19 protein-coding genes and 2 pseudogenes are annotated in these 21009 nt (G+C 61.2%); 8 read left to right on the top strand and 13 right to left on the bottom strand.

What is annotated here, in order from left to right:
• On the bottom strand, positions 1-726 hold a 726-nt coding region (locus tag EOA78_RS28805; RefSeq protein WP_348628506.1), incomplete at its 3' end, for an HWE histidine kinase domain-containing protein.
• Between the two features lie 113 nt (positions 727-839).
• Between EOA78_RS28805 and EOA78_RS28800 the strand changes: the two genes are divergently transcribed.
• From EOA78_RS28800 to EOA78_RS28790, 3 genes are all read left to right on the top strand, one after another.
• Positions 840-1124: a hypothetical protein gene (locus EOA78_RS28800; RefSeq protein ID WP_206533519.1), complete on the top strand. Its 285-nt coding sequence runs from the start codon at positions 840-842 to the stop codon at positions 1122-1124.
• A 75-nt stretch (positions 1125-1199) separates the two neighbouring features.
• Positions 1200-1700, top strand: coding sequence for a hypothetical protein (locus EOA78_RS36590; RefSeq protein ID WP_206533518.1), 501 nt, complete (start codon positions 1200-1202; stop codon positions 1698-1700).
• A 710-nt stretch (positions 1701-2410) separates the two neighbouring features.
• Positions 2411-3604, top strand: coding sequence for a PHB depolymerase family esterase (locus EOA78_RS28790; RefSeq protein ID WP_127318365.1), 1194 nt, complete (start codon positions 2411-2413; stop codon positions 3602-3604).
• A gap of 217 nt (positions 3605-3821) precedes the next feature.
• On the opposite strand, the pseudogene EOA78_RS37405 reads toward EOA78_RS28790, so the two are convergent.
• Positions 3822-3923 (bottom strand): annotated as a pseudogene (locus tag EOA78_RS37405) (SOS response-associated peptidase); the annotation flags it as partial.
• Between the two features lie 58 nt (positions 3924-3981).
• Here EOA78_RS37405 and EOA78_RS28780 point away from each other — a divergent pair.
• Entirely contained in the window at positions 3982-4572 is a 591-nt protein-coding gene (locus EOA78_RS28780; RefSeq protein ID WP_127318355.1) for an SOS response-associated peptidase, read from the top strand.
• Between the two features lie 334 nt (positions 4573-4906).
• Here EOA78_RS28780 and EOA78_RS28770 read toward each other — a convergent pair whose 3' ends face one another.
• Both EOA78_RS28770 and EOA78_RS37790 read right to left on the bottom strand, forming a co-directional pair.
• Positions 4907-5593: a hypothetical protein gene (locus EOA78_RS28770; RefSeq protein WP_164783978.1), complete on the bottom strand. Its 687-nt coding sequence runs from the start codon at positions 5591-5593 to the stop codon at positions 4907-4909.
• Between the two features lie 555 nt (positions 5594-6148).
• Positions 6149-6751: a cold-shock protein gene (locus tag EOA78_RS37790; RefSeq protein ID WP_127318351.1), complete on the bottom strand. Its 603-nt coding sequence runs from the start codon at positions 6749-6751 to the stop codon at positions 6149-6151.
• 151 nt (positions 6752-6902) lie between these two features.
• Between EOA78_RS37790 and msrA the strand changes: the two genes are divergently transcribed.
• Complete coding sequence (msrA, locus tag EOA78_RS28760; protein WP_127318349.1) at positions 6903-7421, top strand: peptide-methionine (S)-S-oxide reductase MsrA; 519 nt, start codon at positions 6903-6905, stop codon at positions 7419-7421.
• A 394-nt stretch (positions 7422-7815) separates the two neighbouring features.
• Here the strand turns inward: msrA and EOA78_RS28755 are convergent, their stop codons facing one another.
• The 5 genes and pseudogenes from EOA78_RS28755 to EOA78_RS37390 form a co-directional block, all read right to left on the bottom strand.
• A complete protein-coding gene (locus EOA78_RS28755; RefSeq protein ID WP_127318347.1) occupies positions 7816-10245 on the bottom strand; it encodes a lipocalin family protein in 2430 nt (809 codons plus the stop codon).
• The gene (locus EOA78_RS28750) at positions 10242-10898 is read right to left on the bottom strand and encodes an ABC transporter ATP-binding protein (protein ID WP_127318345.1); all 657 of its coding nucleotides are present in this window, start codon (positions 10896-10898) and stop codon (positions 10242-10244) included. Before EOA78_RS28750 ends, EOA78_RS28755 begins: the two co-directional genes overlap by 4 nt.
• Positions 10899-10907: 9 nt before the next feature.
• Positions 10908-11234 carry a hypothetical protein gene (locus EOA78_RS37980; RefSeq protein ID WP_348628505.1) on the bottom strand — a complete coding sequence of 109 codons (327 nt, stop codon included), beginning with the start codon at positions 11232-11234 and terminating at the stop codon, positions 10908-10910.
• A gap of 787 nt (positions 11235-12021) precedes the next feature.
• Positions 12022-12507, bottom strand: coding sequence for a hypothetical protein (locus EOA78_RS28740; protein ID WP_127318343.1), 486 nt, complete (start codon positions 12505-12507; stop codon positions 12022-12024).
• 810 nt (positions 12508-13317) lie between these two features.
• Positions 13318-13630: pseudogene (locus tag EOA78_RS37390) on the bottom strand (damage-inducible protein); the annotation flags it as partial.
• On the opposite strand from EOA78_RS37390, the gene EOA78_RS37385 reads away from it, so the two are divergent.
• Entirely contained in the window at positions 13520-14176 is a 657-nt protein-coding gene (locus EOA78_RS37385; RefSeq protein ID WP_245477795.1) for a GPP34 family phosphoprotein, read from the top strand. The pseudogene EOA78_RS37390 and the gene EOA78_RS37385 overlap by 111 nt on opposite strands.
• A 613-nt stretch (positions 14177-14789) precedes the next feature.
• Here EOA78_RS37385 and EOA78_RS28715 read toward each other — a convergent pair.
• The 4 genes from EOA78_RS28715 to EOA78_RS28700 form a co-directional block, all read right to left on the bottom strand.
• Entirely contained in the window at positions 14790-15761 is a 972-nt protein-coding gene (locus EOA78_RS28715) for an amino acid ABC transporter permease (RefSeq protein ID WP_127318363.1), read from the bottom strand.
• Positions 15762-15780: 19 nt separating this feature from the next.
• Positions 15781-17061, bottom strand: coding sequence for an FAD-binding oxidoreductase (locus EOA78_RS28710; protein WP_127318341.1), 1281 nt, complete (start codon positions 17059-17061; stop codon positions 15781-15783).
• An 85-nt stretch (positions 17062-17146) separates the two neighbouring features.
• Complete coding sequence (locus EOA78_RS28705; RefSeq protein ID WP_245477796.1) at positions 17147-17965, bottom strand: transporter substrate-binding domain-containing protein; 819 nt, start codon at positions 17963-17965, stop codon at positions 17147-17149.
• Between the two features lie 396 nt (positions 17966-18361).
• Positions 18362-19093, bottom strand: coding sequence for a GntR family transcriptional regulator (locus EOA78_RS28700; RefSeq protein WP_127318339.1), 732 nt, complete (start codon positions 19091-19093; stop codon positions 18362-18364).
• Between the two features lie 217 nt (positions 19094-19310).
• Here EOA78_RS28700 and EOA78_RS28695 point away from each other — a divergent pair, with 217 nt between their 5' ends.
• On the top strand, positions 19311-20324 hold the full coding sequence (locus tag EOA78_RS28695) for an SIS domain-containing protein (protein WP_127318359.1): 1014 nt from the start codon (positions 19311-19313) through the stop codon (positions 20322-20324).
• Positions 20325-20373: 49 nt separating this feature from the next.
• Positions 20374-21009 (top strand): PfkB family carbohydrate kinase (locus tag EOA78_RS28690; RefSeq protein WP_127318337.1); only part of this gene is annotated, 636 nt, incomplete at its 3' end.

Here is a 21009-nt window from a genome sequence, read left to right as displayed (position 1 = left end):
GTGCAGGACAACGCTGAGTGACAGGAGCGCGCGGGAATCAAGCTCAACGGCCACACCGGGTCCGATCACTATTGCGTCGGGATTAGCGGTATAGGGTGCGAGGATGCGCTCCAACAGCGCCCCCAGATTTGGCTCGTTCCGCTCGGCGAAGGCTATGTCCTGCGCTTCCACCAAGGCATCGAAACGGCCTAGGAAATCATCACGGTATTCCTCTGCCGAACGGCCCTCCGTGGTGGTGTGACGGGCTATCGATTGCGCAACAGCGAGCAGGTTCTTCATACTATGCCTGAGTTCGCCGAACTGCATGTCCTTCGCTGCATCTTCGCGATAGCGATCGGTTGCGTCCACGATGGATAGCAACAGCGAATGACTGGCGCTGCTCGGGTGGAACAGTGTGCGAGCTGTCAGAAGCATAGTTCTCCGGCCGAGACCTGGGAAGTCGTGCTCGACCTCGTAGTCGATCACGGCCGTGCTTTTGGGGATCACGTCCATAATCAATAATCGCAGGTCGGGAATGTCCCATTGACCATTGCCGAGCTGATAGATGTGCTGCCCTATCGTCTCGTCGCGATCAACTTTGAACGTTTCAAAGAAGGAACGGTTGGCACTTTGGACGCAAAGACTTTCATCTAGCACGAGCAGTGGATAGGCCACGGTATCGACGATACCCTGCGCTTGAACGTGGCCGGTGCGCAGAAGCCGGTAAAGATCTTCCATATTCATCATCAGCAGCCCTGCATTGAGGGGCTAAAATAAAGAGAATCCCCGCGCCCTGCAATCGATGTAGCGTGACAAGCGGCCGGCAGCATCGCAATGGTGCAATGGGTCCCAACGCGGCTGTGGCTCCGCGCTTACTGGCAGAGCCTGGCACCGGAAAATATGTCGATTCGGCCTTCATCACACTGGGCCGCGACATGAAGGAGCGGTTGTGCAAGCGTGTCCAGGAACACGCCGGGCCGCCAGAGGCATTGAAGAAGCGGCCGGCGACACAGTGGGTCAAGCCTGGCGTCAAGCTGCGCATCAAGCATTTCCGCGGCGATCACAGCCACATTCGCCGTGCGTCGCTACTGGGTTTCAGCGACGAAAGCGAGTGGGCCTTCTCCGCGTCAGGCGTTTTCCGGTGAGAACGACTACCGATCGCCGTCGGCCCGATGCTAACAGAACCGGTGCGGCGTCCGGGACGACTGGACAAGGAAGGCATGGGCAAAGCGAAGCAGTTACTCGCGAAGGGACCGGCTCTTTGCCATCATAGACCGAAGATTCTCAACCGGCAGGCTCCAGCCATTGCTGGCGACTTGGATATAGGTCTCATTGGGAGAGCTGTCCTGGCCGAGAATCACGGCAACGCCTGTCATACCATCATAGCCAATGATGCCGACTTCACGCTGCCGCCCTCCAGTCATGGTGGCGACCACGGAAGCGATACCCGCCTCCTGGGTGCCGAGCAAGACGCGATATTCACGGTGGACGAGGTGCGAAGAACCGCACGCGCCTATCGTACCGAGGCGGAGATACTCCCTCGCCTAGGCCATGACATGATGCTCGATCAGGGCTGGCAAAAGGTGGCCGATCGGGTAGACATCTGGGTCCAGGAAACCACAAGGGACCAGAGTAGCCACCGGTTGAAGGAACCGGCAGGTCACGAAAGACCGGGCCCCAACCAAGTGGAAACGAGACCTCGCCAGGAGTTGTCGGGCTAGTCGCTGCAGGAGATTGTCTTCATCGGCTGCGATCCTATGGACGAGGCAAAAATTTGCGCCGAGCTGCATCCCTGCCTGGTCAAGGAAAAAGATTTCATGCCGGTCGCTGGCGAGACCTGCCCGACCCCTTCCCGACTGGGAAGGCAGGCGGCTTGATGGTGCAGCCGCACGTTCACCCGTGAAGTCCGCTTCCTTCATCTCGCAACGGTTTTCGGGTTGATCCCATGGCGCTTCGCCGGCGTCCTCAGGCCTCTTCGCTATGTTGTATCGCTCGCAACGGAGTTGTATCGCTCGCAACGGACCGCTTTAGCATCGTTGTTCGGAAGACAAGAATGCTCCATCAAAGCCCGGGATCAAACACCCAGGCTGCCAATCTCTCGCGATATCTGGTTTCCACAGGCTGATGACAGAATTGTCACCAGCGGCGGATGGTGCAGTTCCCGGCGTCCCCGCCTCTTTTTGAGGACCAGCTTTGAACCCGGAGAAGTTTGACCAGGTTTGACCAGCGAGATTTTTCGAAATCGAAGAGGCCGGACATCGGCTGCAATGCCGCTATCGCTACGCCAGCTCCGGTGTAGCGGGAGGACCTGGAGCGCTCCGCAACAGTTCAAACTTGTTGTTGTGCATTGCAGCAACGATATTGCTGCGCGTGCGTTGTGCGCAGCGTGGCCGTCGTAGCGGCCGCCCACGAGGAATTAAGGAATTCTGATTTGCGAAAAATCTCCGACACCATCACCCGCCTTGCGGCATTGCGCGCCGGGCAGGGTTTTCAGATCAATGGCCAAGGCCGCGATCGGTTATCGGATCTGGGCGACTTCGGCTCCAATCCGGGCGCCTTGCGGGCGAGGATCTACGTTCCGGATGATCTGCCTGAAGCGGCGCCTCTCGTCGTCGTCCTGCATGGCTGCACGCAGACCGCGGCCGGCTACGACCATGGTTCCGGCTGGTCGCAACTGGCCGATCAGGAAAGTTTTGCCCTGCTGTTTCCCGAGCAGCAACGCGCAAACAACGCCAACCTCTGCTTCAACTGGTTCGTGCTCGGCGATACAAAGCGGAACGGCGGAGAGGCACTTTCCATCCGCCAAATGATCGAAACAATGGTCCTGGCCCATGGCCTCGACCGTGGGCGCATCTTTATCACCGGCCTCTCCGCCGGAGGCGCCATGACTTCGGCCATGCTGGCTTGCTACCCGGAGATTTTTGAAGGCGGCGCGATCATCGCTAGCCTGCCGTATGGAAGCGCAAAGACCGTTCCTGAGGCCTTTGACCGCATGCGCGGTCATGGCATGCCCTCGGAACGGCAATTGCAGAAAGCCCTGCGCGATGCCTCGCCGCACCAAGGTCCTTGGCCTTCGATATCGGTCTGGCACGGCTCCGCCGATCAGACCGTTGCATCTTCCAACGCTGATGCGATCGTCGCGCAATGGCGGGCCGTTCACGGACTCGATCACGGACTCGATGCACGTTCGACCCGGTCAGAAATGGTGGATGGTCATTCACGGCGCGTCTGGCGCAATGCCCAAGGGCAGGAGCTGATCGAGGAATATCGCATCGCCGGAATGGGCCACGGTACGCCACTTGGCACGGCCGGCGACGCCGCGCTGGGCGTTGGGGGTCCGTTCATGCTGGACGTCGGTATCTCCTCTACCTGGCATATCGCGCGGTTCTGGGGAATAGCGAAGCCGTGCGTCAAGCGAGATGCGAAGATCAAGCCGGCAAAAGCCAACAACGAGGCGCTCGCGCCCGGTTTCGCACGCGCTTTCTCGATGCCCAAGGCTGGGGTTCCCAATGTCCCTCACTCTGCGAAACGTGCAAACATCCCGCCCTCTCAGAAGCCCAGCTCCGCCGCGGGAATACGAAAAGTCATAGAGGACGCTCTGCGATCGGCAGGCTTGATGCACTAGCGTCGCCGAAACAACGGCACTTTAGGACCTCTACGCGATCAGCAAAAATTCGATATCGGCCAACCCTCTTCGGCCAAGATTAGCCTGCGGGGCTATGCCTAAGCCTGGCGGAGATGAAGCCCCAAAGGGGTCTTCACCCGTTCGGGCAGCTATGCCTGACGCGCACTGTGGCTGTCGTGCGAAGAGGAATGGGTCCATGTTTACCGCGATCCGGCGTGCCCCAAGGCAGCTCTGCCATCTCAACATCGCCGCCGCAGCGCCTTATGATCACCCGGGATTCGTCGAGCGATGCGTCGGAATCGAAATCGTTCGCGCTCATGGTCGAGCGAACATAACAGGATCACAATCGCGGTGCGATGCGATAGGACGGAGGACCGATGTGCAATGACTATCGATTGACGGTGGATGTCGCTTCGATCGTGGGGGACCTCGCCGACCTGAAGATCAAGATCCGCTTCGGAGAAGGAGCGCCGAACCTCCAGGCGCGCGAGGACATCAAGATCACGGACGTGGCGCCGATCATCAGGACTATCGAGGGCGTCCGAGGCGAAGGCGACATGGTGCAACGGCGCTGGAGCTGGCCCGGACCGAACAAGCGGCCCGTCTATAATTTCCGTTCAGAGGGCCGGGAGTTCTCGTCGAACCGGAGCCTCATCGTCGCGGACGGCTTCTACGAGTTCACCGATCCGATAGTCCCCAAGAAAAAGCGAAAGGACAAGTGGCTCTTCACAAAAAAGGACGAGCCGATCTTCTGCATTGCTGGAATCTGGCGTGACACGCCGGAGGTCGGCGAAGCCTTCACCATGCTGACGATGGAGCCTGGGCCCGACATCGCGCCCTATCATGACAGGCAGATTGTTATCCTCGAGCGCAGTGCGTGGGCGGATTGGCTCGACCCTTCGGTGTCGGCGAAGTCGCTGATCAAGGCCCTTCCACCCAGCACACTGCAGGTAGAGCAAGTCGGGTGACTTGAAACGAAACGGCGCCCGATGTCGATCAGGGATGGGGCGGGGAGCGCACCACCTCCCGGGCTGGCTTGTCCTGACGCTCGCCTTGGTACGAGACCTGGCGCAGGAGATTTTGTCTTCCGTCCAGGTGAGATAGGTGACCTCGACCACCACTTCAGGCCTGACCCAATGCACGCGCGACAGCTCAAGCGGCGAGCCGAACCGGCTCTCGCGCGGCGGCGGAACGTCGAGGGGCATTCGAGCTGCCTGAAGTGGCCCAAGCCGGCGAGCCAATCGCTTGAGCTCTGCAACCGTGATGCCCGTGCCGGCGCGGCCCGCGTACATCAGACGACCATCATCGGTGTAGTAGCCGAGAAGCAGAGCCGATATGCGGCCGGGCTCCAGTCGGATCGGTCCAGCCGACGACGATGAATTCCTCTCTGTTGAGACACTTTGACTTGACCCACAGGCCGCGATTGCCGGAAGCATAGGCGCGGTCGATCCGCTTTGAGATAGCGCCCTCGAGTGCAAGCCGGCAGGCGTGCTTGCGGAACGTAGGCCCGTCGCCGATCACGTGATCGCTAAAGCGCAGGCCAGGCATGTCGGCCGAAAACAGGCCTTCCAGTCGCGCCTTGCGGTCGATGAGCGGCAGCTTCGCAATGCTTTCTCCGTTCAGGAACAGAAGATCGAAAGCAAAGAAGACAAGATCGCCCGTGCGCCCCTCGTCCATAGCGGCCTGCAGGCGGCTGAAGGAGGTGACCCCGTCTGCCCGAACTGCGCACAGCTCCCCGTCGACATATGCCTCTTTCACCGGGAGCGCGCGGAGGGCCGCTATCGTCGCTTGATAGCGATGCGACCAATCGAGGCCGGTGCGGGTGAGCAAGCGGATGTCGCTGCCGTCGATCCGCGCGTGCATGCGGTATCCGTCGTACTTGATTTCGTGAAGCCAATCGGGGCCGTTGGGCGCTTCGTCGACCAGGCGCGTCAGCTGAGGCTCGATCCATTTCGGCGGATGCGTTCTATTCGGCTTTGCCGGGTTCACCGTTTTCCGCGCCAATTGAGATGAAGCGTCGTCATGCGGGCCAGACTACCACATGATGACGGTACATCAGCTGCAGCTTTATCGGAAATCGCGGGTCTCACCTTGATGCTGTCGATATGCTCGTAGGGATCTTATCGGCGACTATGCCGATTAAGCTGCCTTAAGCCACGGGACTTTCGATAAGAACGGCCGCGCTCGCTCGGCATAGTATTCTGCCCTCCTTGCAACAAGAGCAAAATGACCAGCACCATTAATCTCTACAGCCGCCAGCTATGGCAACGATTTGGTGGGTTGGATCTTTCGAGACAATGTCGATGCTTACACCCAGGCAACGCTTTCGCACTTGCGATATGGAATTTGTGCATTGCAATATCTGCGGCGATCAATATGATCCTGTTGTCGGCCATCTACTCCTCCCAGATGCGATGCCGGCGCTGAGTGCGGCGCACCTCCTCCCGCGCTGCATTTCAAATCGAGCCCACTGCCACCTCCTCCCGGCGGTGGGCTTTTTCTTTGTATGAGCGGCAATTTGGCCCTTGGCCAACATATTGGCTTTTAGGCGAGGCGAATGCTCCGGACTTCCAGGCCTTTCTTGCCCTGCCCGCATTCGACAAACACTTTCTGTCCCTCCACCAGCACGCTGAGCCCTGAGCGGTTCAACGCGGTGGCATGAACGAAAACGTCTTTCTCACCGTTGTCGGGAGCAATGAAGCCGAAGCCTTTTTCGGGATTGTACCACTTGACCGTGCCCTCGCTCTCCAGCTGCGCACCACCCTTCCCGGCGATGGACCCCTCAGCAAGGCGCGCATCTGCCGGCGTTTTCACGATCTGATCGCTGATCTCCAGCACGTGCACGACCTGACGACCTCTTGGAGTTTCTTCAATCGCGACCTTGAGACGTGTCCCCTCGGCAACAGCGCGGCTTCCGGCAGCCTCCAACACTCGGATGTGGAGATAAGCCTCCGTGCCATCGGACAGTTTGACGAAGCCGAAACCCTTGCTGGTATTGAACCAGATCACCTCGGCGTCGAGGGGCTCTGCCGTTACGGTCGACGGGCGTTGAAAGTAGCTCGGTTCGGGAGTCCGTTCCGAAAAGGAAACCGGGTCATCGTCATACCGACGCCTGCGTGGCTCGCGTTGGTCTCTATACTTGCCCATGATCGTCTCGACTGAAATGGCGCGCGCACTGCGCTAGCTGTTCAGGATAATCTCCATCGGGCGACGCGTTTGTGTCAAATGGCCTGCGACTGAAAAAAATGAAAACAATGCCTACATTGGAGATGAATCCAAATTCAGGAGGTCAGAGACCATGACGACCGAACGCGCTGTGCTTGCAGGCGGCTGCTTCTGGGGTATGCAGGATCTGATCCGCCGCTACCCCGGCGTGATTTCCACCCGCGTCGGCTACACCGGCGGTGAGGTGCCTAACGCTACTTATCGCAATCATGGCAGCCACGCCGAGGCGATCGAGATCGTGTTCGCTCCAGACACGATCAGCTATCGCGATCTGCTGGAATTCTTCTTCCAGATCCATGATCCAACGACGCGCAACCGCCAGGGCAACGATGTCGGCGCGAGCTACCGCTCGGCGATCTTCTATACAGACGACGAGCAAAAGCGCGTTGCGGAAGACACCATCGCCGATGTCGAAGCATCCCGGCTTTGGCCCGGTAAGGTCGTGACCGAGGTGGTGCCGGTCAGCGATTTCTGGGAAGCCGAGCCGGAGCATCAGGACTATCTCGAGCGCTATCCCAATGGCTACACCTGTCATTTCCCAAGACCAAACTGGAAGCTTCCGAAGCGAGAGGAAATTCGCCACGCGGGGTAGGCCGCCGCACTTTACAACTCCTTCTCGGCCTGTTCGCGGAATCCGTCGGGGACCGAGCACGGACCGTCCAGTGCTGTGGCGGCGTAGCCCATAGCGTCACGTCCAAAGCGGTCGCGAATAATTCACTGACGCTGCCGAGAACATGATAGCCCAAGCCCGCAGGTCGAGAGTCTCGTCTCAAATGCAGTTAATTGAGAATCAGATCACCTGGATTCTAACAATTAATGCCAAGGCTCAACCAAATCGCCGCATTGTTACAATTAACTGCCAAGCGACAACAATAGCCAATGCTTGGTGATCCGATATACCGCATCGCTAACTACCGCTGCCGCGACTTGGTATCCCGGGAGTTGTCCATGACGATCTGACGCGCAGGCACAGCCGCGGTCCACGGTCATCGCCGCTGGTAGCCCGTCATCTCGAGATAGCCCTTGCCAGGGTGTGTGCCGGCCACCCGCACCGGACCTTCCCAATAGGGGATGCTGAGACCCATCCAGGCCTGAGAGTTGAGCGCGCCGACGGTGACGTCGAGCGCACGGTCGGGCAAGACGAGACGCCAGCGCGTAGGAATTTCGCGCCCCTCCACCCAGCTCGTCTCCAGCGGGGTCGCAACGAGCTTGCCGTCGCCGTAGGGCGTCACGGCACCGTCCGCCGCGATCCAGGTGGCGGAGGTGAAGCCGCTGCCAGCGGCATCGCGCAGGCGGAAACCCATCAGCCTCTCGCCTGTGTCAAAGGAAAGCGAGAACCAATCCCAACCGTTTTGGTCGTCCGCCAGCGGCTGCGACGACCATTCGCGATCGAGCCACGCGGTGCCGCGCACCGGGATCTCACCTTCCGGCAGACTAATCTTTCCCTCAACTGAGAAAAAGGGCTGGGAATAGTAGTAGCTCGCCTGCCCTTTCGCCGACTTGACCGAGTAGCCGCCGGCGCCGTGGAAGACGAGCGGGCCTTCGGCATGCATCGCGAAGCGGCTCGGCTCGATGGCCGGGAACGTCTGGCGAAACAGCGCCTCGCCGACGATGGCCTGGCCGATGGGATTTCCGTAATCGCCGACGACGCCCGCGACCGGCAGCGACAGCCCGGGGCCGAGCGCCAGCGTGTGGCCGACGTGCAGCGCGGCGCGGCGCGAGAGCTGCTCGTTGATTACGACCGCCCTGCCCACTTCGATCTCGTCCCAGACGGCGGGGATTGCGTCGAGGAAGCGCCAGTTTTCGCGGTAGGTGTAGCCGACACGCACCCCGAAAATCTCCGCCGGCAAGCCGGCGAGCGTCGCTTCGACCGACATGATCGGCAGCACGGCGTCAGCCTGCGCCTCGAGAAAACGTTCCAGAGCCGCCCGGTCCGCGACCGCGTCCGCATCGACGTACAGTTCGGCTGACAGGCGCTGGTCGAGGAAGCCGACAAAGGTCAGGCGGAAGCTCGAGACCATGGTGGAAACGCCGACATTCGCAGCCATGGCTAGCAGCAGGGCGATCAGTGCAAGCCCGAGGCCGGGCAGTTGCTGACGCGTATCGGCCCAGAACCATTGCGCCATGGCGCGAACGGCTTGTGCTTCGCCAAGACGAAGGATAGCCGCCAGGCAAGGCGGCAGTGCAAGTGCTGCGCCGAGCAGTAGACAGGCAAGCAGCGCGAAGCCGGCGGCCAGCCCGCCCCCAGTGACGGCCAGCACGCCCGCCGCCGCGAGCAGCACGACCGCGGCTGCAGCCTGGAGCGTTCGCGTCCGTCCCGAGCCCAGCGCCCAGGCGCGGCCGCCCGCGCTCGCAACGACTGGCATCCGCGCCAGCCGCCACAACCCGCTCGCGGCGGCGAGCAATGCGCCGCCGAGCGCCATGGCGATTCCCGAAAGCCACCATGCCGGGCGGATCTGCAGCGTGCCTGCAACGTCGGCGCCATAGAGGCCCCGTATCGTCGCGGCCACGTCCGGCAGCAGGAGCGCTGCGATGAGATAGCCGAGCGCGATGCCGAGCGCGCCGGCAAGCGTCGCCAGCACGACAAGCTCGGCGATCATCAGGACGACCAGGCGGCGGAGCGGCACGCCGAGGGCGCGCAGGGTGCGGATCACGCCACGCCGCTGCTCGAAAGCAAGGCCGATCGCACCGTGGACGATGAAGATGCCTACCGCGAAGCTGAGGAAGCCAAACGCCGTGAGGTTGAGATGGAAGCTGTCGGTGAGCCGGCCGACATCGGTCGCACCGTCCGCACGCTGGAGTACGAGGTCCGGCGCGATATCAGCCAGCGGCTGTTGCCGCAAGGGCTGCTCCGGCAGGACGATCAGGCGGCTGATGCGCCCGGCGCGGCCAAGCAACTTCTGGACGACGCCGATATCGGCGAGCACGCTGCCCGGCGCGACCGCCTGATCGACCAGAACCGGGTTGGGCATGTTCGCCTCAAGGAGCGCGGCCATTTCCGGGCCAGCGACCAGCGTTTCCGCGCGCAAGAAGCGGTTGAGGTCGGTGCGGGCCAGTGCTTCGCTTGCAGCGGAACTTGGCGGCGCGGTCAGCGGATCGACGCCGACCAGCCTCACGGCGGTGCCGCCGACGCGCAGCCTTCCCTCCACCACCGGACTGACCAGCCAGCCGGCACGGCGCAACGCGACGAAAAGCGCCTGGGGCATGGAATCCCCCTCGCGCGGCATCAGCTGGTGGAACCGGCCTTCGGCCAGCGTAGCGGCAGCTGCATCATAGCTCGCGCGTGCCTCGGCGTTGATCGCCTGCACGCCTGACCAGAGGGCCGTCGCCAGCGCGAGGCCGAGCACCAGCGTCAGCAATTGAAGCCGGTTGCGTCGCCAGTGCGAAGCCAGTGCCTCGAGGACAGCGCCGGTCATGCAAGGCGGCCCTGGCTGAGATGCGCCCGGCGCCCGAGACGTGCTGCAAGACGCGGGGAGTGGGTGACCATCAGGAGCGCTGCGCCGGTCTCCGCCACGAGCGCGAGGAATTGCTCCATCACCCCGTCCGCCGTCGCCTCGTCGAGGTTGCCGGTCGGCTCATCCGCGAGGATCAGCTTCGGCCGCGCCGCGAGCGCGCGGGCGATCGCCACGCGCTGCTGCTGGCCGCCGGACAACTGCTCGGGGTATTTCCGCAGTTGCGGCTCCAGGCCCAGTGCGTGGGCCAGTCGTGAAAGCTCCTGCGGTTCCGGCGTGCCGATCAGACGTGCCTGAAAGGCGATGTTGGCGGCGACGTCCAGGGAGGGGATGAGATTGAACTGCTGGAAGATGATGCCCACCGTGCTTCGCCTGAGCCGGGCGCGACCACTGTCGTCGAGCGCGGTGACCTCCTGCCCAGCAAGCCCGACGCGCCCGCCGTCGGCAGCGTCCAGTCCGGCCACGAGGTGGAGCAGCGTGCTCTTGCCCGAACCGGATTCGCCGGTCAGCGCTAGCGTCTCGCCGGCGTCGAGCGAGAGTGTCACGCCCCGCAGGACCGGCACCGGGCCTTCCGGGCCCGGATAGGATTTCAGCAGGTCTTCGATCGAAAGCAGCATGCACCACAGCTACAGTCTGTGGCGAAAAGGAAAAGCGCTGCAGTTGATAATCCCCCAGAGGAAGCGCTGCTGCCCTGCAAGACCGCAGCTGGTTTCAAGCGGGAAGCCGACAATTGTCGCGTAGAACCAACCACCAGGCTTTGTCTTCTCGCCCACTTCGAAGAAGGCGGCGATCACGTCGGCGCATTCATCGCGCAGCACCGGGTCGTCGCCAACCTTGAAAGTGATCCAGGTGCCAAGCCCGACCGCCGAAATCGCCTCGCCGGTGGAAGGGATGGTGCGCGTCAGCGGGGCGGGCGTCGCGGCGAGCGTCTTTCCCGGCCAGGTGAGGGCCATCGGGGAGCCTGCGGCCACCTTAACGAATGTCCCTGCGGGTGATGTTCATTCAACCGCCATCGCTGAACTCCGGCCTCCCCGCATAGTCTGGAAAAGATAAGTCTTCGCGGGTTCTACCCAATAGACAGGGCAGGACAGGGAGTGCACGAAGGCGTTTTCGCAGGCCGGTGACAGATCGTTCGTGCGTCTGGGGAAGGATGAGATTCGACCCACGGCTTAACCACCGGATCGACGATGCTATGCACTCCGATCTCGAGGACGGTGCGTTTTTCGGTCGAGAATATGTCCAGGGCGCAGCTCCTCACTGGCCGCAGCCGGGGATGGCCCGAGAAGCGCGACGCTTTTGATGAATTTCACGAGACCGCTGTCGATGATCAGATCGAACTTCAAGAACGAAAAGCGATGTTGGACCTCTACGGACGGCATCGCTAGCGACACTGGAAAATGCCAATCTCGTAACCACGTCCAAGCGACCTTTCGCCCGCAGCGACGTCGAACCGCTAACCCCTGTGCGGTCCCTTGCAGTGAAGCAACACGAAGGTCGGCCAATGGGTCGGAGAGGCGACCGACAGCGACGAGGTATCTTGGTCCGGCTTTGCTGCACTCCATGCGCGCGCCGCAAGCACATTTGGGCGCAGCGCAGCGTCAGCGGCGGGTGGTCATCAGGCCGAGATTTGCGAGCCGTCCGGGTTTGCGTTTACGAACTGAATCGACACACCCGCGGTCGCGGCGATGCCGTGGGCCGAACGTTTTGCACAGGCGTTCAATGGCCACGAAATGCCCTGCGCTATGGCCCTAACTCGCCTTTTCGCATCTCCTGCGCGACCAGTCCGCCGGCAGCCAAACCCAGAGCGAGCGCTACATACGCAGCTGCGATGGAGCGCTTAGAAAGCACTGTCTCCCAGCCAGGGGTCAGCCGCTTCGGCACAACGAGATAGTCCACAGCCGCAGCGATCGCGGCTACCGCGGAGGCATCGCGCAGCATCAGTAGCGGCGACCGCGGAGGATTTCTGGCGAGCCAAGCCTCGAAAGGAGCGGCCCAGAATATGGCCGAAGCATGATGGGTGCCGAAGCCGACCGCCGTGTGCGCGAGGTCGGCCTTCCTAACCGCACCAGCCTTGTCGCCGTGGAGCCAGTGGCTGGTGGCGTTGGTCGTCTGCAGCGCCGACTTTCCTTCGGCTTTGGCCAGAAGGGCGAGGAACGCCGCCGTCACAACACTTGCGACCGTGCCGGTCACGCCTGTCGAAAGTCCAGTCTTCAGCAAGCCGTTCACCTTAACCTCCGTAACTCTCCCTCTTTTTTAACCGCCGAACCGAAGCTCAGTTCCCGACACCTCCATTAACGGCAAGGAGCTGTATCCCGACTGAAGTGTCAATCCGCCGACGGCCGCGTTCTTTTCGCGTCTGTCAGGTGATTGCGACCGCCCGGGTATACGGTGGTAGGAATCATTTTCTGCGCCGCCGCGCCGGAAGAGGTTTGATTCCGCCAAGTTTTACACTGCCATCGCACATTCATCGATGGACTGCTGCAGTTGCAGCCTTGCTGCGGGTGTTTTCGCCTCTTGCGGTTTCACCGTTTGCGGCGCCTGGAAAGCCGGCGGTGATTTAGGCGAACCTGCCGCCCCGCAGGCTCCAGAGCAGCAAGGGCCATTGATCGCCCGATATCGGCCAGCGGGGATGACGCGTCGGCTATGGCGAGCGGCAATGTCAATGCGCCCCGCATCCAAGCCACCTGTGCCGCAAGAATCCCCTGCGCAAGGGCCGAAACTTTTTCGCTCCCCGCTTTGACGGTTTCCGGCCGACCTGAAACCAGCGAACCGGTTGCCTCGGCAACCAGGATCGGCAACCGCAACCCCACAACCCAGGGCGCGAGCATCAGGTTCTGGGCAAGAGCAATCTCAGCGCGGACGCGCCTTCCTCGTTGACTGGCCAACACTCGTTACTCCTTCTGTTTGGATTTTGCGGGCCCGGATAGGAGGCCGGCAATGACCATCAACAACATGCGCCTGTTCAGGGTTCCATAGCCCCAGTCCTTCCGTCTCGGCCCGTTCTCGTCAACGAGCTTGTCCATGCCGCCGTTAGCGAAGACCCTCCTCGAAACAGGCGAGAACGGATTTTTCGTCGCCGGCTTCGACATAGATTACCCGTCCCGAGGAAGGCCGGCCTGTTCAATCGCAGGGGCGAAAAGATCGGGCTGGGTAACGCACCACCGTGGCGCGCGGCAATACCGGCAGCGAATAGTGCCGCTGCGCCATCGACGGAGCCATTTCCACCACCCGCGACCTCGTGCAGACCGCCAAAAGCCAATCCCCCTCCCGGCAGATCCCTGTCAATCGCGGCCACTCCGAACGGCAAAACCGTACGCTCGCGTGCATTTCCACCTTCGAGATGCGCGATGCGTTCTCGAAGCTCGGAAATGGCAGCAGGGGGCGCCGATATACTCATGTGACCCTTGAAACGCGGAAAGCCCGTGATATGTTCTACATTTGTTCTCGTATCTGCCAAGAGTCAATCGGGATGATGTCGTGCCTTGCGGAAGGAGGGCATTTGATGCTCGGGCGATATCATATTTCGGACATGCCCATAGTTGAGCCCGATACCGACCTTCGCTCGCGCCTGCTTGCCCGCATTGAGTCCAAATCCGACGAGGTCTGGACCCCCGGCGACTTCGCCGATCTCGGCGCACGCGCCGCCGTGGACAAAACCCTGCAGCGCCTGGCAGCCGCCGGGGAGCTGCGCCGGATCGACCGAGGCCTCTATGACCGACCGCGCACGAACAACCTGACTGGCCGCGCCACCGTGCCGGACTATCGCGCTGTGATCCGCGCCGTCACGCGCCGCGATCGGGCGCGCGCCGTCATCGATGGTATGACGGCCGCCAACGACCTGTTAATGGCCGCATTGTTAAGGGCTTCCGGATCTGTTCCGGTCGAGCGCACCTGAGCTTCAATAGCTTCGAAAGGATTGGCCTCTGCGACAATCGGGGCCGCAGTCTGCGCTTACAGTCTCGCTCAAGCCGCCGACGGCACTTGTGATGCCACTGAAAGCTCCGCCAACAATCATGCCAACGGTGCTGGTGAGGAAATATAAGACCACCAAGGTTGTGAGTGCCCACGTTGTCAGACCATGGAAGGCGCCCTCGGTCGGGAGCGTCTTGCCGGACAGCCGAGCAGCGATGTAGCCGCCAATAAACGCAGCGCGCGTCGGCGACCTTGGACTGCCCGTTGCGCTGCGATGCGATGAGGACTTCGCCGCCTTTCACAGGTTGGGTCGTCAGCCCCGAGTACTGACCGCGCGTGATGAGCGCGAAAGCGTCAGATGCCCGCGCCATCATCCCGGAGCGATGACGCTCGCGGTACACACGCAGAGAGTTTCCAGCGGACATGACCCCCAGTTTCAGCTCGACATAGCGGACTGCCTTTTCCTGGCCGAAAGAGCCAGGTTCCCTTAAGCGCTTCGGCAACGCCGGCCAGCCATTCTTCCTCACGCCTTTCTGCCACGTCCACAGCCCATCGTCTGGCAGCCAGATCTTCCTCCTTCGCGCTAACGATGCGACCTACCTTTTCAGCGACTTGCCGAAATGGCGCTCTATGCGCGATTGCGCATATTCGAGCCCGATCGACAGCAGCCAGTAGATCATCGATGCAGTGATTAGCATCTCGATGTGCCGGAACTCTGTCTGGCCCTGGGTACGGGCGAGATACATCAATTCCCACACGCCGACGACCGAAACCAGCGACGAATCCTTCAGCATGGCGATGAACTGGTTGCCAGTCGGTGGAATGATTACTCGCATTGCCTGCGGGAGGATAACGAGGAGCATAGTCTGCGCCGGACGCAAGCCGAGAGCAGTGGCAGCCTCATGCTGGCCTATTGGAATGCTCTCGATGCCTGCTCTGAAGACTTCAGTCATATAGGCGCCATAGCAGAGCGCGAGTGCCGCAATGCCCGCGGGAATGGGGCCTATGACGAAGCCCAGTTGTGGAAGCCCGAGATAAATCAGGTAGAGCTGCATCAGCAGAGGAAGTCCGCGAAACAGCGAGGTGTAGAATGTCACCAATCCAAAGGCGATGCCGCTTTTTGAGAGTTTGGCGATGGCCCCGATCAGAGCGAGAGCCGTCGCGATCACAATTGCAATAGCTGATATATACAGGGTCGTGAGGACGCCCTGGCTGACCAGGAAGCCGATCTTCCGCGCGATGAACGAGAAGCTGAGGTCGAACGAATAAAAGAACCACATCAGCAGAGCCAGCAGTTCGACCCAGACGGTAATGATTTGATGGAAGCGCGACAGGCGGTTGATGGCGATCCCGTTCGCGGCGAGTAGCGCGGCCACGACGAACGAGGCGATCACGCTCCATAGCGCGGGCGAAGCTTCGATAGAATATTGCAGGCCGGGTGCCAGATTGACCAGCCATGCGCCATGCAGGCCCATCCAGTAGAAGACGCTCGTGAGTACTAGGACGACAAGCGCAGTGCCGAGGCGTCTGAGGTGATCGGGGTATGCCAGAACCAATTGTGCGATCACGTTCACCCCTCCGATGCGCTCAGGCGCCCCGCTCCCGCAGCCAGTCGTTCGCCTGAAGTTTCCAATAGACAAGTTGAGCGGCGATCTTGCCGGCCGGTCCGCCATTCCAGGCGAGCCCGAAAGGCTGAAACAGCCTGAAGCGGTCGCTCGTTCCGAGAATAGCCTCGGCGATGATCTTGCCGCCGATCGTAGCCGTATTCATGCCGTGCCCACCGAACGCCGTACAGTACCAGACATGGGGCTGCAGTTGGCCAATCTGTGGCATTTGATGGCGCGCATAAGCCATCAGCCCGCTCCAGGCGGTGTCGATCTCCAGGTCTTTCAACTGCGGATAGGTCGACACCATGGTCCGCTGGAGCTTGGCGGCAAGATCGCGCGGCTCGCCGGTGCGCGTGGTGATGCGCCCGCCCCACAAGAGCCGCTGGCCGCCGTCGACGACCCGGTAATAGTCGCCGGCCTTGCGGTCATCACCGATGGCATCTGTCGTTTCGATGGCGGTGCGGATCAGTTCGGGAGCGCGTTCGGAAACCATGACATAAGTCGAGATCGCCAGATGGCTGCGCTTCAGCGCCGGAACGAGCCGGCCGGTGTAGCCGCCGGTAGCAAAAACGACGTGCTTGGCCTGCACCGACCCGCGATCGGTGCGAACCACCTTTATGGCGTCGTTCAGACTAACGGAAGTAGCCGCACTGTTTTCGTATATGAGGCCGCCCAGCCGCTCGATTTCGGCCGCGATACCCCGCAGGTAGTTCAGAGGGTGGAAGTGAAAGGCCTGGGGGTCGCGCACGCCCTGGTAGTAGCGGTCCGAATGCAGCAGGGCCTGTACGGCCGTGCGGTCTAGGAATTCGAGTGGGTAGCCGAAATCGTTCAGCGCCGCCTCGGCCTCAGCCTGAAGCTGAGCGGCTGCCTCATATCGAACGACCCTTGTAATTCCGGGTTTCGGCAAGGCCGACGCGATGCCGAGATCTTCGATGGTATTGCGCACCAGTTCGACGCCTTCAATGGACAGGAGTTGCAGCTTTTTTGCATCCGCAGCTCCCGCCATGCGCCGGATCGTCTCGCCCCTGCCGGCATAGCCCGGGCCGACGAACCCACCATTGCGGCCGGATGCTCCCCAACCGACGCGTTGCGCCTCCAGAACCGCAACCGAATTTCCTGCCCGAACAAGTTCCAGCGCGGCCGTCAGGCCGGCCAGCCCTGCTCCGACAATGCAGACATCAGTCTGTTCGGCCGCGACGAGCGGGCTTCGTTCTGTCTGATCCTGCAGCGTACGGGAATATAGCGTGTCGATGTAGTTCATCGCCTCTCGCAAATGGCTGGCAGGAATAGTGGCTGGAGGTGCAAGCGGGCAGCAATGCTCAGCCGCCGCCCGCCCGCCAGATGCATCAATCGACGCTGTAGTCCTTGCCGTACCACTTGGTGGTCAGCTCGGCCAATACACCTTCCGTCTTCATCTGGCCGAGGATCTCACCGACTTTCGCGTTCCATTCCGCATCGCCTTTTTCGCTGATCAGGACCAGCGGCTCTCGGAAAGCGTATTCACCTTCGAGCACCCGCAGGGGATAGCCATTCTTGATCGCGTTCAGGGCGGTCTGCTCCGGCGCGATGACGGCGTCGACGCGAACGCCGTCACCCAGCCGCAGATCGTCGAAGGGCAGCATCGAATCGGCATAGGTGCGAATTTCGCCCGGCTCGATCTTGTATTCGATCGGCGGCAGGCCCGGCGCATCGATCGCCAACTGACGGCGGATGAAATCCTCTGATGTCGTGGCCGTTTCGACGCCGATCACCTTGCCGTTGAGTTCCTGCAGCTTGGCGACCTTGGAATCCTTGTGCAGCACGTAGACATAGGGGCTGTAATAGTAGATCCCCGGGAAGTCGATGACCTGTGCGCGGGCTTTCGTGGGCGTGACGGAGCCGACGCCGAGATCGAAGCGTCCGGACCAGCGGCCGCCCGTCATGGTTGCCCAGTCGGGCGTCTCAAACGAAACTTCGACGCCGAGCCGCTTGGCGATTTCCTTTGCAACGTCAATGTCGAAGCCGGTCAACTGGTTGGAGTCGTCGAGGTAGCTCTGAGGCGGCCAACCGCTGTTGGTCGCCACCACCATGACCTTCTTCTCGGTGACGCGGTCGAGCGTTTCGCCAGCATTGGCCGGCAAGACGAAAAGAGCGCCCGCCGCGGCGGCAAGCGCAAATTGGATGATCTTCTTCACTGGTTTCCTCCCGTGAGGCCCGGTCGGTTAACGTCGGCCCGATCGAGCAACTTTGTAAGATGTCCGACAACACAGTTGATTTTTTCAGCGTCTCCGCCTGTTAATCGGGCAGGCTGTGAAACTCGGTTATGGCAATCCATGTTGTCAGACAACAGACAATTCGCGAAGCCGGCTGTCAAGTTGAATTTGGAGCCGCCGAGCTTGTTTGTCAGTCGTCCATATTCGGAGTGGACAGGCGGAATCCTTCCTTGTGGTGCGGCCGGGACCGGACTCCGGCGAGCGGCATGGCCCGACCGCCGGTCCGCACGGCTTCGCTCGCAACTTCGAAGATTGTCTGACGTCTCTCAATAGTCTGAATGTCGACCGGCAACGGTATGCCTCGAATCCTTATTTCCGTACGAAGCTGAACGAGAAGGCGCTGCCCCGGTGGTAGTCCTGCGCATAGGCCACTGGAAGGCCGGCGTCGCTGTAGGCTATTTCCTCGATGAGAAAGGCCGGGCCGAAATCATGCAGGTTGTTTCTGTCGACGATGTGCTGCGGCAGCATCACCGCGGAGGCGGTAGCGGTCGACATTTTTGGCCGCTGATAGTGCTTCTCGAGGAGGTCCAGTAGCGACCCGGTCCAGTCCAGATCGTCCAGACGCCCCGGAATGGCCGAACGCGGTACATAGTCGACGCAATACATGATCACCTTGTCGTTCTGCATGCGCAGGCGCTCGAGGCGGATGACGCGAGCGCTGGATTTCAGCGCCAGAGCTTTTGCGATTTCCGGATCGGGTTCTTCCTCGGAAATCGAGAGAACTTTGTTGTTCGGCTGATAACCGAACCGCCGGACCATGTCGGTCACGCTCTCGAAGCAGGTGATCGGCCGCTCGACACGAAGCGCCGCCGTCGCGGAGATGAACCGCCCTTTGCCGTGGACGACATTGATGATGCCATCCTGTTCGAGCAGCTTCAGCGCTTCGCGAAGCGCTGGGCGCGAAATCCGAAAACGACCCGTCAGCTCCAATTCGGTCGGCAGCCGATCGCCAGTCACCAGCTTCTCTTTCTCGATAAGGAGAGATAACTCTTCCCGCAATTGCGCCACGACTGTCCGTTTGTCGCGAAGGCCGTTTCTCAATCCCATCTCCATGCAGCACCCTACTTGTCTGACAACGTGATTCATCCCGCCTGGTCCGTCAAGCCTTCCCTGGCCACCATAGATCTGGCGAGGGCAGGACATCTCGTCATAACGCTTGACAACATCGCCAAACGGATGTCAGTTGTCTGACAACATCATCAAGCGTTTCCTGATCGCGGCGGGAACCTTACTGCCGCTCTTCGACAACGAGGGCCGAATGCTGAATTTTGACGAGAACCGCTATCTGGGCATTCAGCGCGGCGCGGTCGCGCTTGCCGGCGACATCAGGGACGTGATCGTCTCATATCTCGAAGCCGGCGCGCAGAATATCTTCTTTCTCGGAACCGGCGGCGCGGCGATCCTCATGCAGCCGGCCGCCCAGCTTCTGCTGCGCCGCTCGACGTTCCCGACCTTCCACGACCTGAGCGCCGAACTGTCGATAACCGGTTCCGCCCATCTTGGTCCGAACTCGATCGTCATCTTGCCCTCGCTCTCCGGCACGACGAAGGAAAGCGTGGAGATGCTGGCATTCGCCGAAAAGCGCGGCGCCAAGGTGATCACACTCGTCGGTCATCGCGAAACGCCGCTCGGCAAGGGCGGCGATCGCGTATTCGTTAACTTCGCCGAGGACGACACATCTTGCGAGTCGTTTTATCTGCAGTCGCTGCTGATCGCGCTTGCGATCATGCAGCATCGCGGCGAAATCGAGAATTTCGACAGCGTGGTGGCCGAACTCAATTTGCTCCCGCAACTTCTCGTGGACCTGAAGCGCAGTTTCGAAGAGCGCGCGGAACAGTTCGCGGAAGAAATCAAGGGCACCGGGTATCACATTGTCACCGGCGCCGGCTCAACCTGGGCCGAGGCCTTCTACTACGGCATGTGCATTCTCGAGGAGATGCAATGGATCCGCACGCGTCCGGTCCATGCCTCGGACTTCTTTCACGGCACGCTGGAATTGATCGAGAAGGACGTCAGCGTCATCTTGTTCAAGGGCGAGGACGCCTGTCGGCCGCTCGCAGAGCGGGTGGAGAAGTTCGCGCCGAACTATACCGATCGTCTTTCCGTTTTCGACACGGCGGATTTCGCAATGCCCGGCATCTCGCATGAAGTGCGCGCGCTGATTTCGCCGGTGCTGCTGGCCGCCGCGTTCGAGCGAATCAGCGCCCATTTGGAAGTTAAGCGCAATCACCCGCTCACCACGCGGCGCTATTACAAGCGCGTAGCCTATTGATTGCTGCACGATCGAGGGCGCCAATGGCGCCTCTTCGACGGATATCAACATGACCAATTTCCAGATCGCAACCGTTGGCGACAATTGCATCGACCGACTTGCGGCGCCGCTAGCAGTTTCGCTGATCGGCGGCAACGCCCTGAACGTGGCGGTCCAGTTGAGCGCGTTGTGCCACCGCGTGGCATATTTCGGTGCAATCGGCAACGATCCTGAAGGCGATCGCACATTGGCGACCCTGAAGGAGATGGACGTCGAAACCGCTCACACTAGGGTGGTCGAAGGCATCACCGCTTACACCGAAATTTCGGTCGACGAGGCTGGCGACCGCAGAATGGATTTCGAGGAGTTCGGCGTGTGCCGCGGCTATTTTCCCGATCACCGCGAGATCGACAAATTGCTGCGGGTGCGGCATGTGCATTTAGGCTGGATCGACGATGGAGGCAGGCTGCGGCGCTTGCTGACTGAAGCTGGCGTGAGCGTCTCTCAGGATGTCTCGGTCAACGCCGATCCGGAAAATCTGCAGGTCGAAGGGCTGGCATTTGCCTTCGCTTCAGCGGGCGCTTCCCTGGACGAAGCAGTGGCCGTCGCCGACCATCTGCTGGCGCGCGGAGTCCGTACCGCGATTGTTACGCGCGGAGAGTACGGCAGTATCGCAAAGAACGCGAGCGAATATGCCGAGACCGGA

It is taken from the genome of Mesorhizobium sp. M5C.F.Cr.IN.023.01.1.1 (genome assembly GCF_003997585.1).
Taxonomy (GTDB): Bacteria; Pseudomonadota; Alphaproteobacteria; order Rhizobiales; family Rhizobiaceae; genus Mesorhizobium; species Mesorhizobium wenxiniae.
The sequence above is the reverse complement of the archived record's forward strand: the minus strand, read 5'-3'. Positions and strand labels throughout refer to the sequence as shown.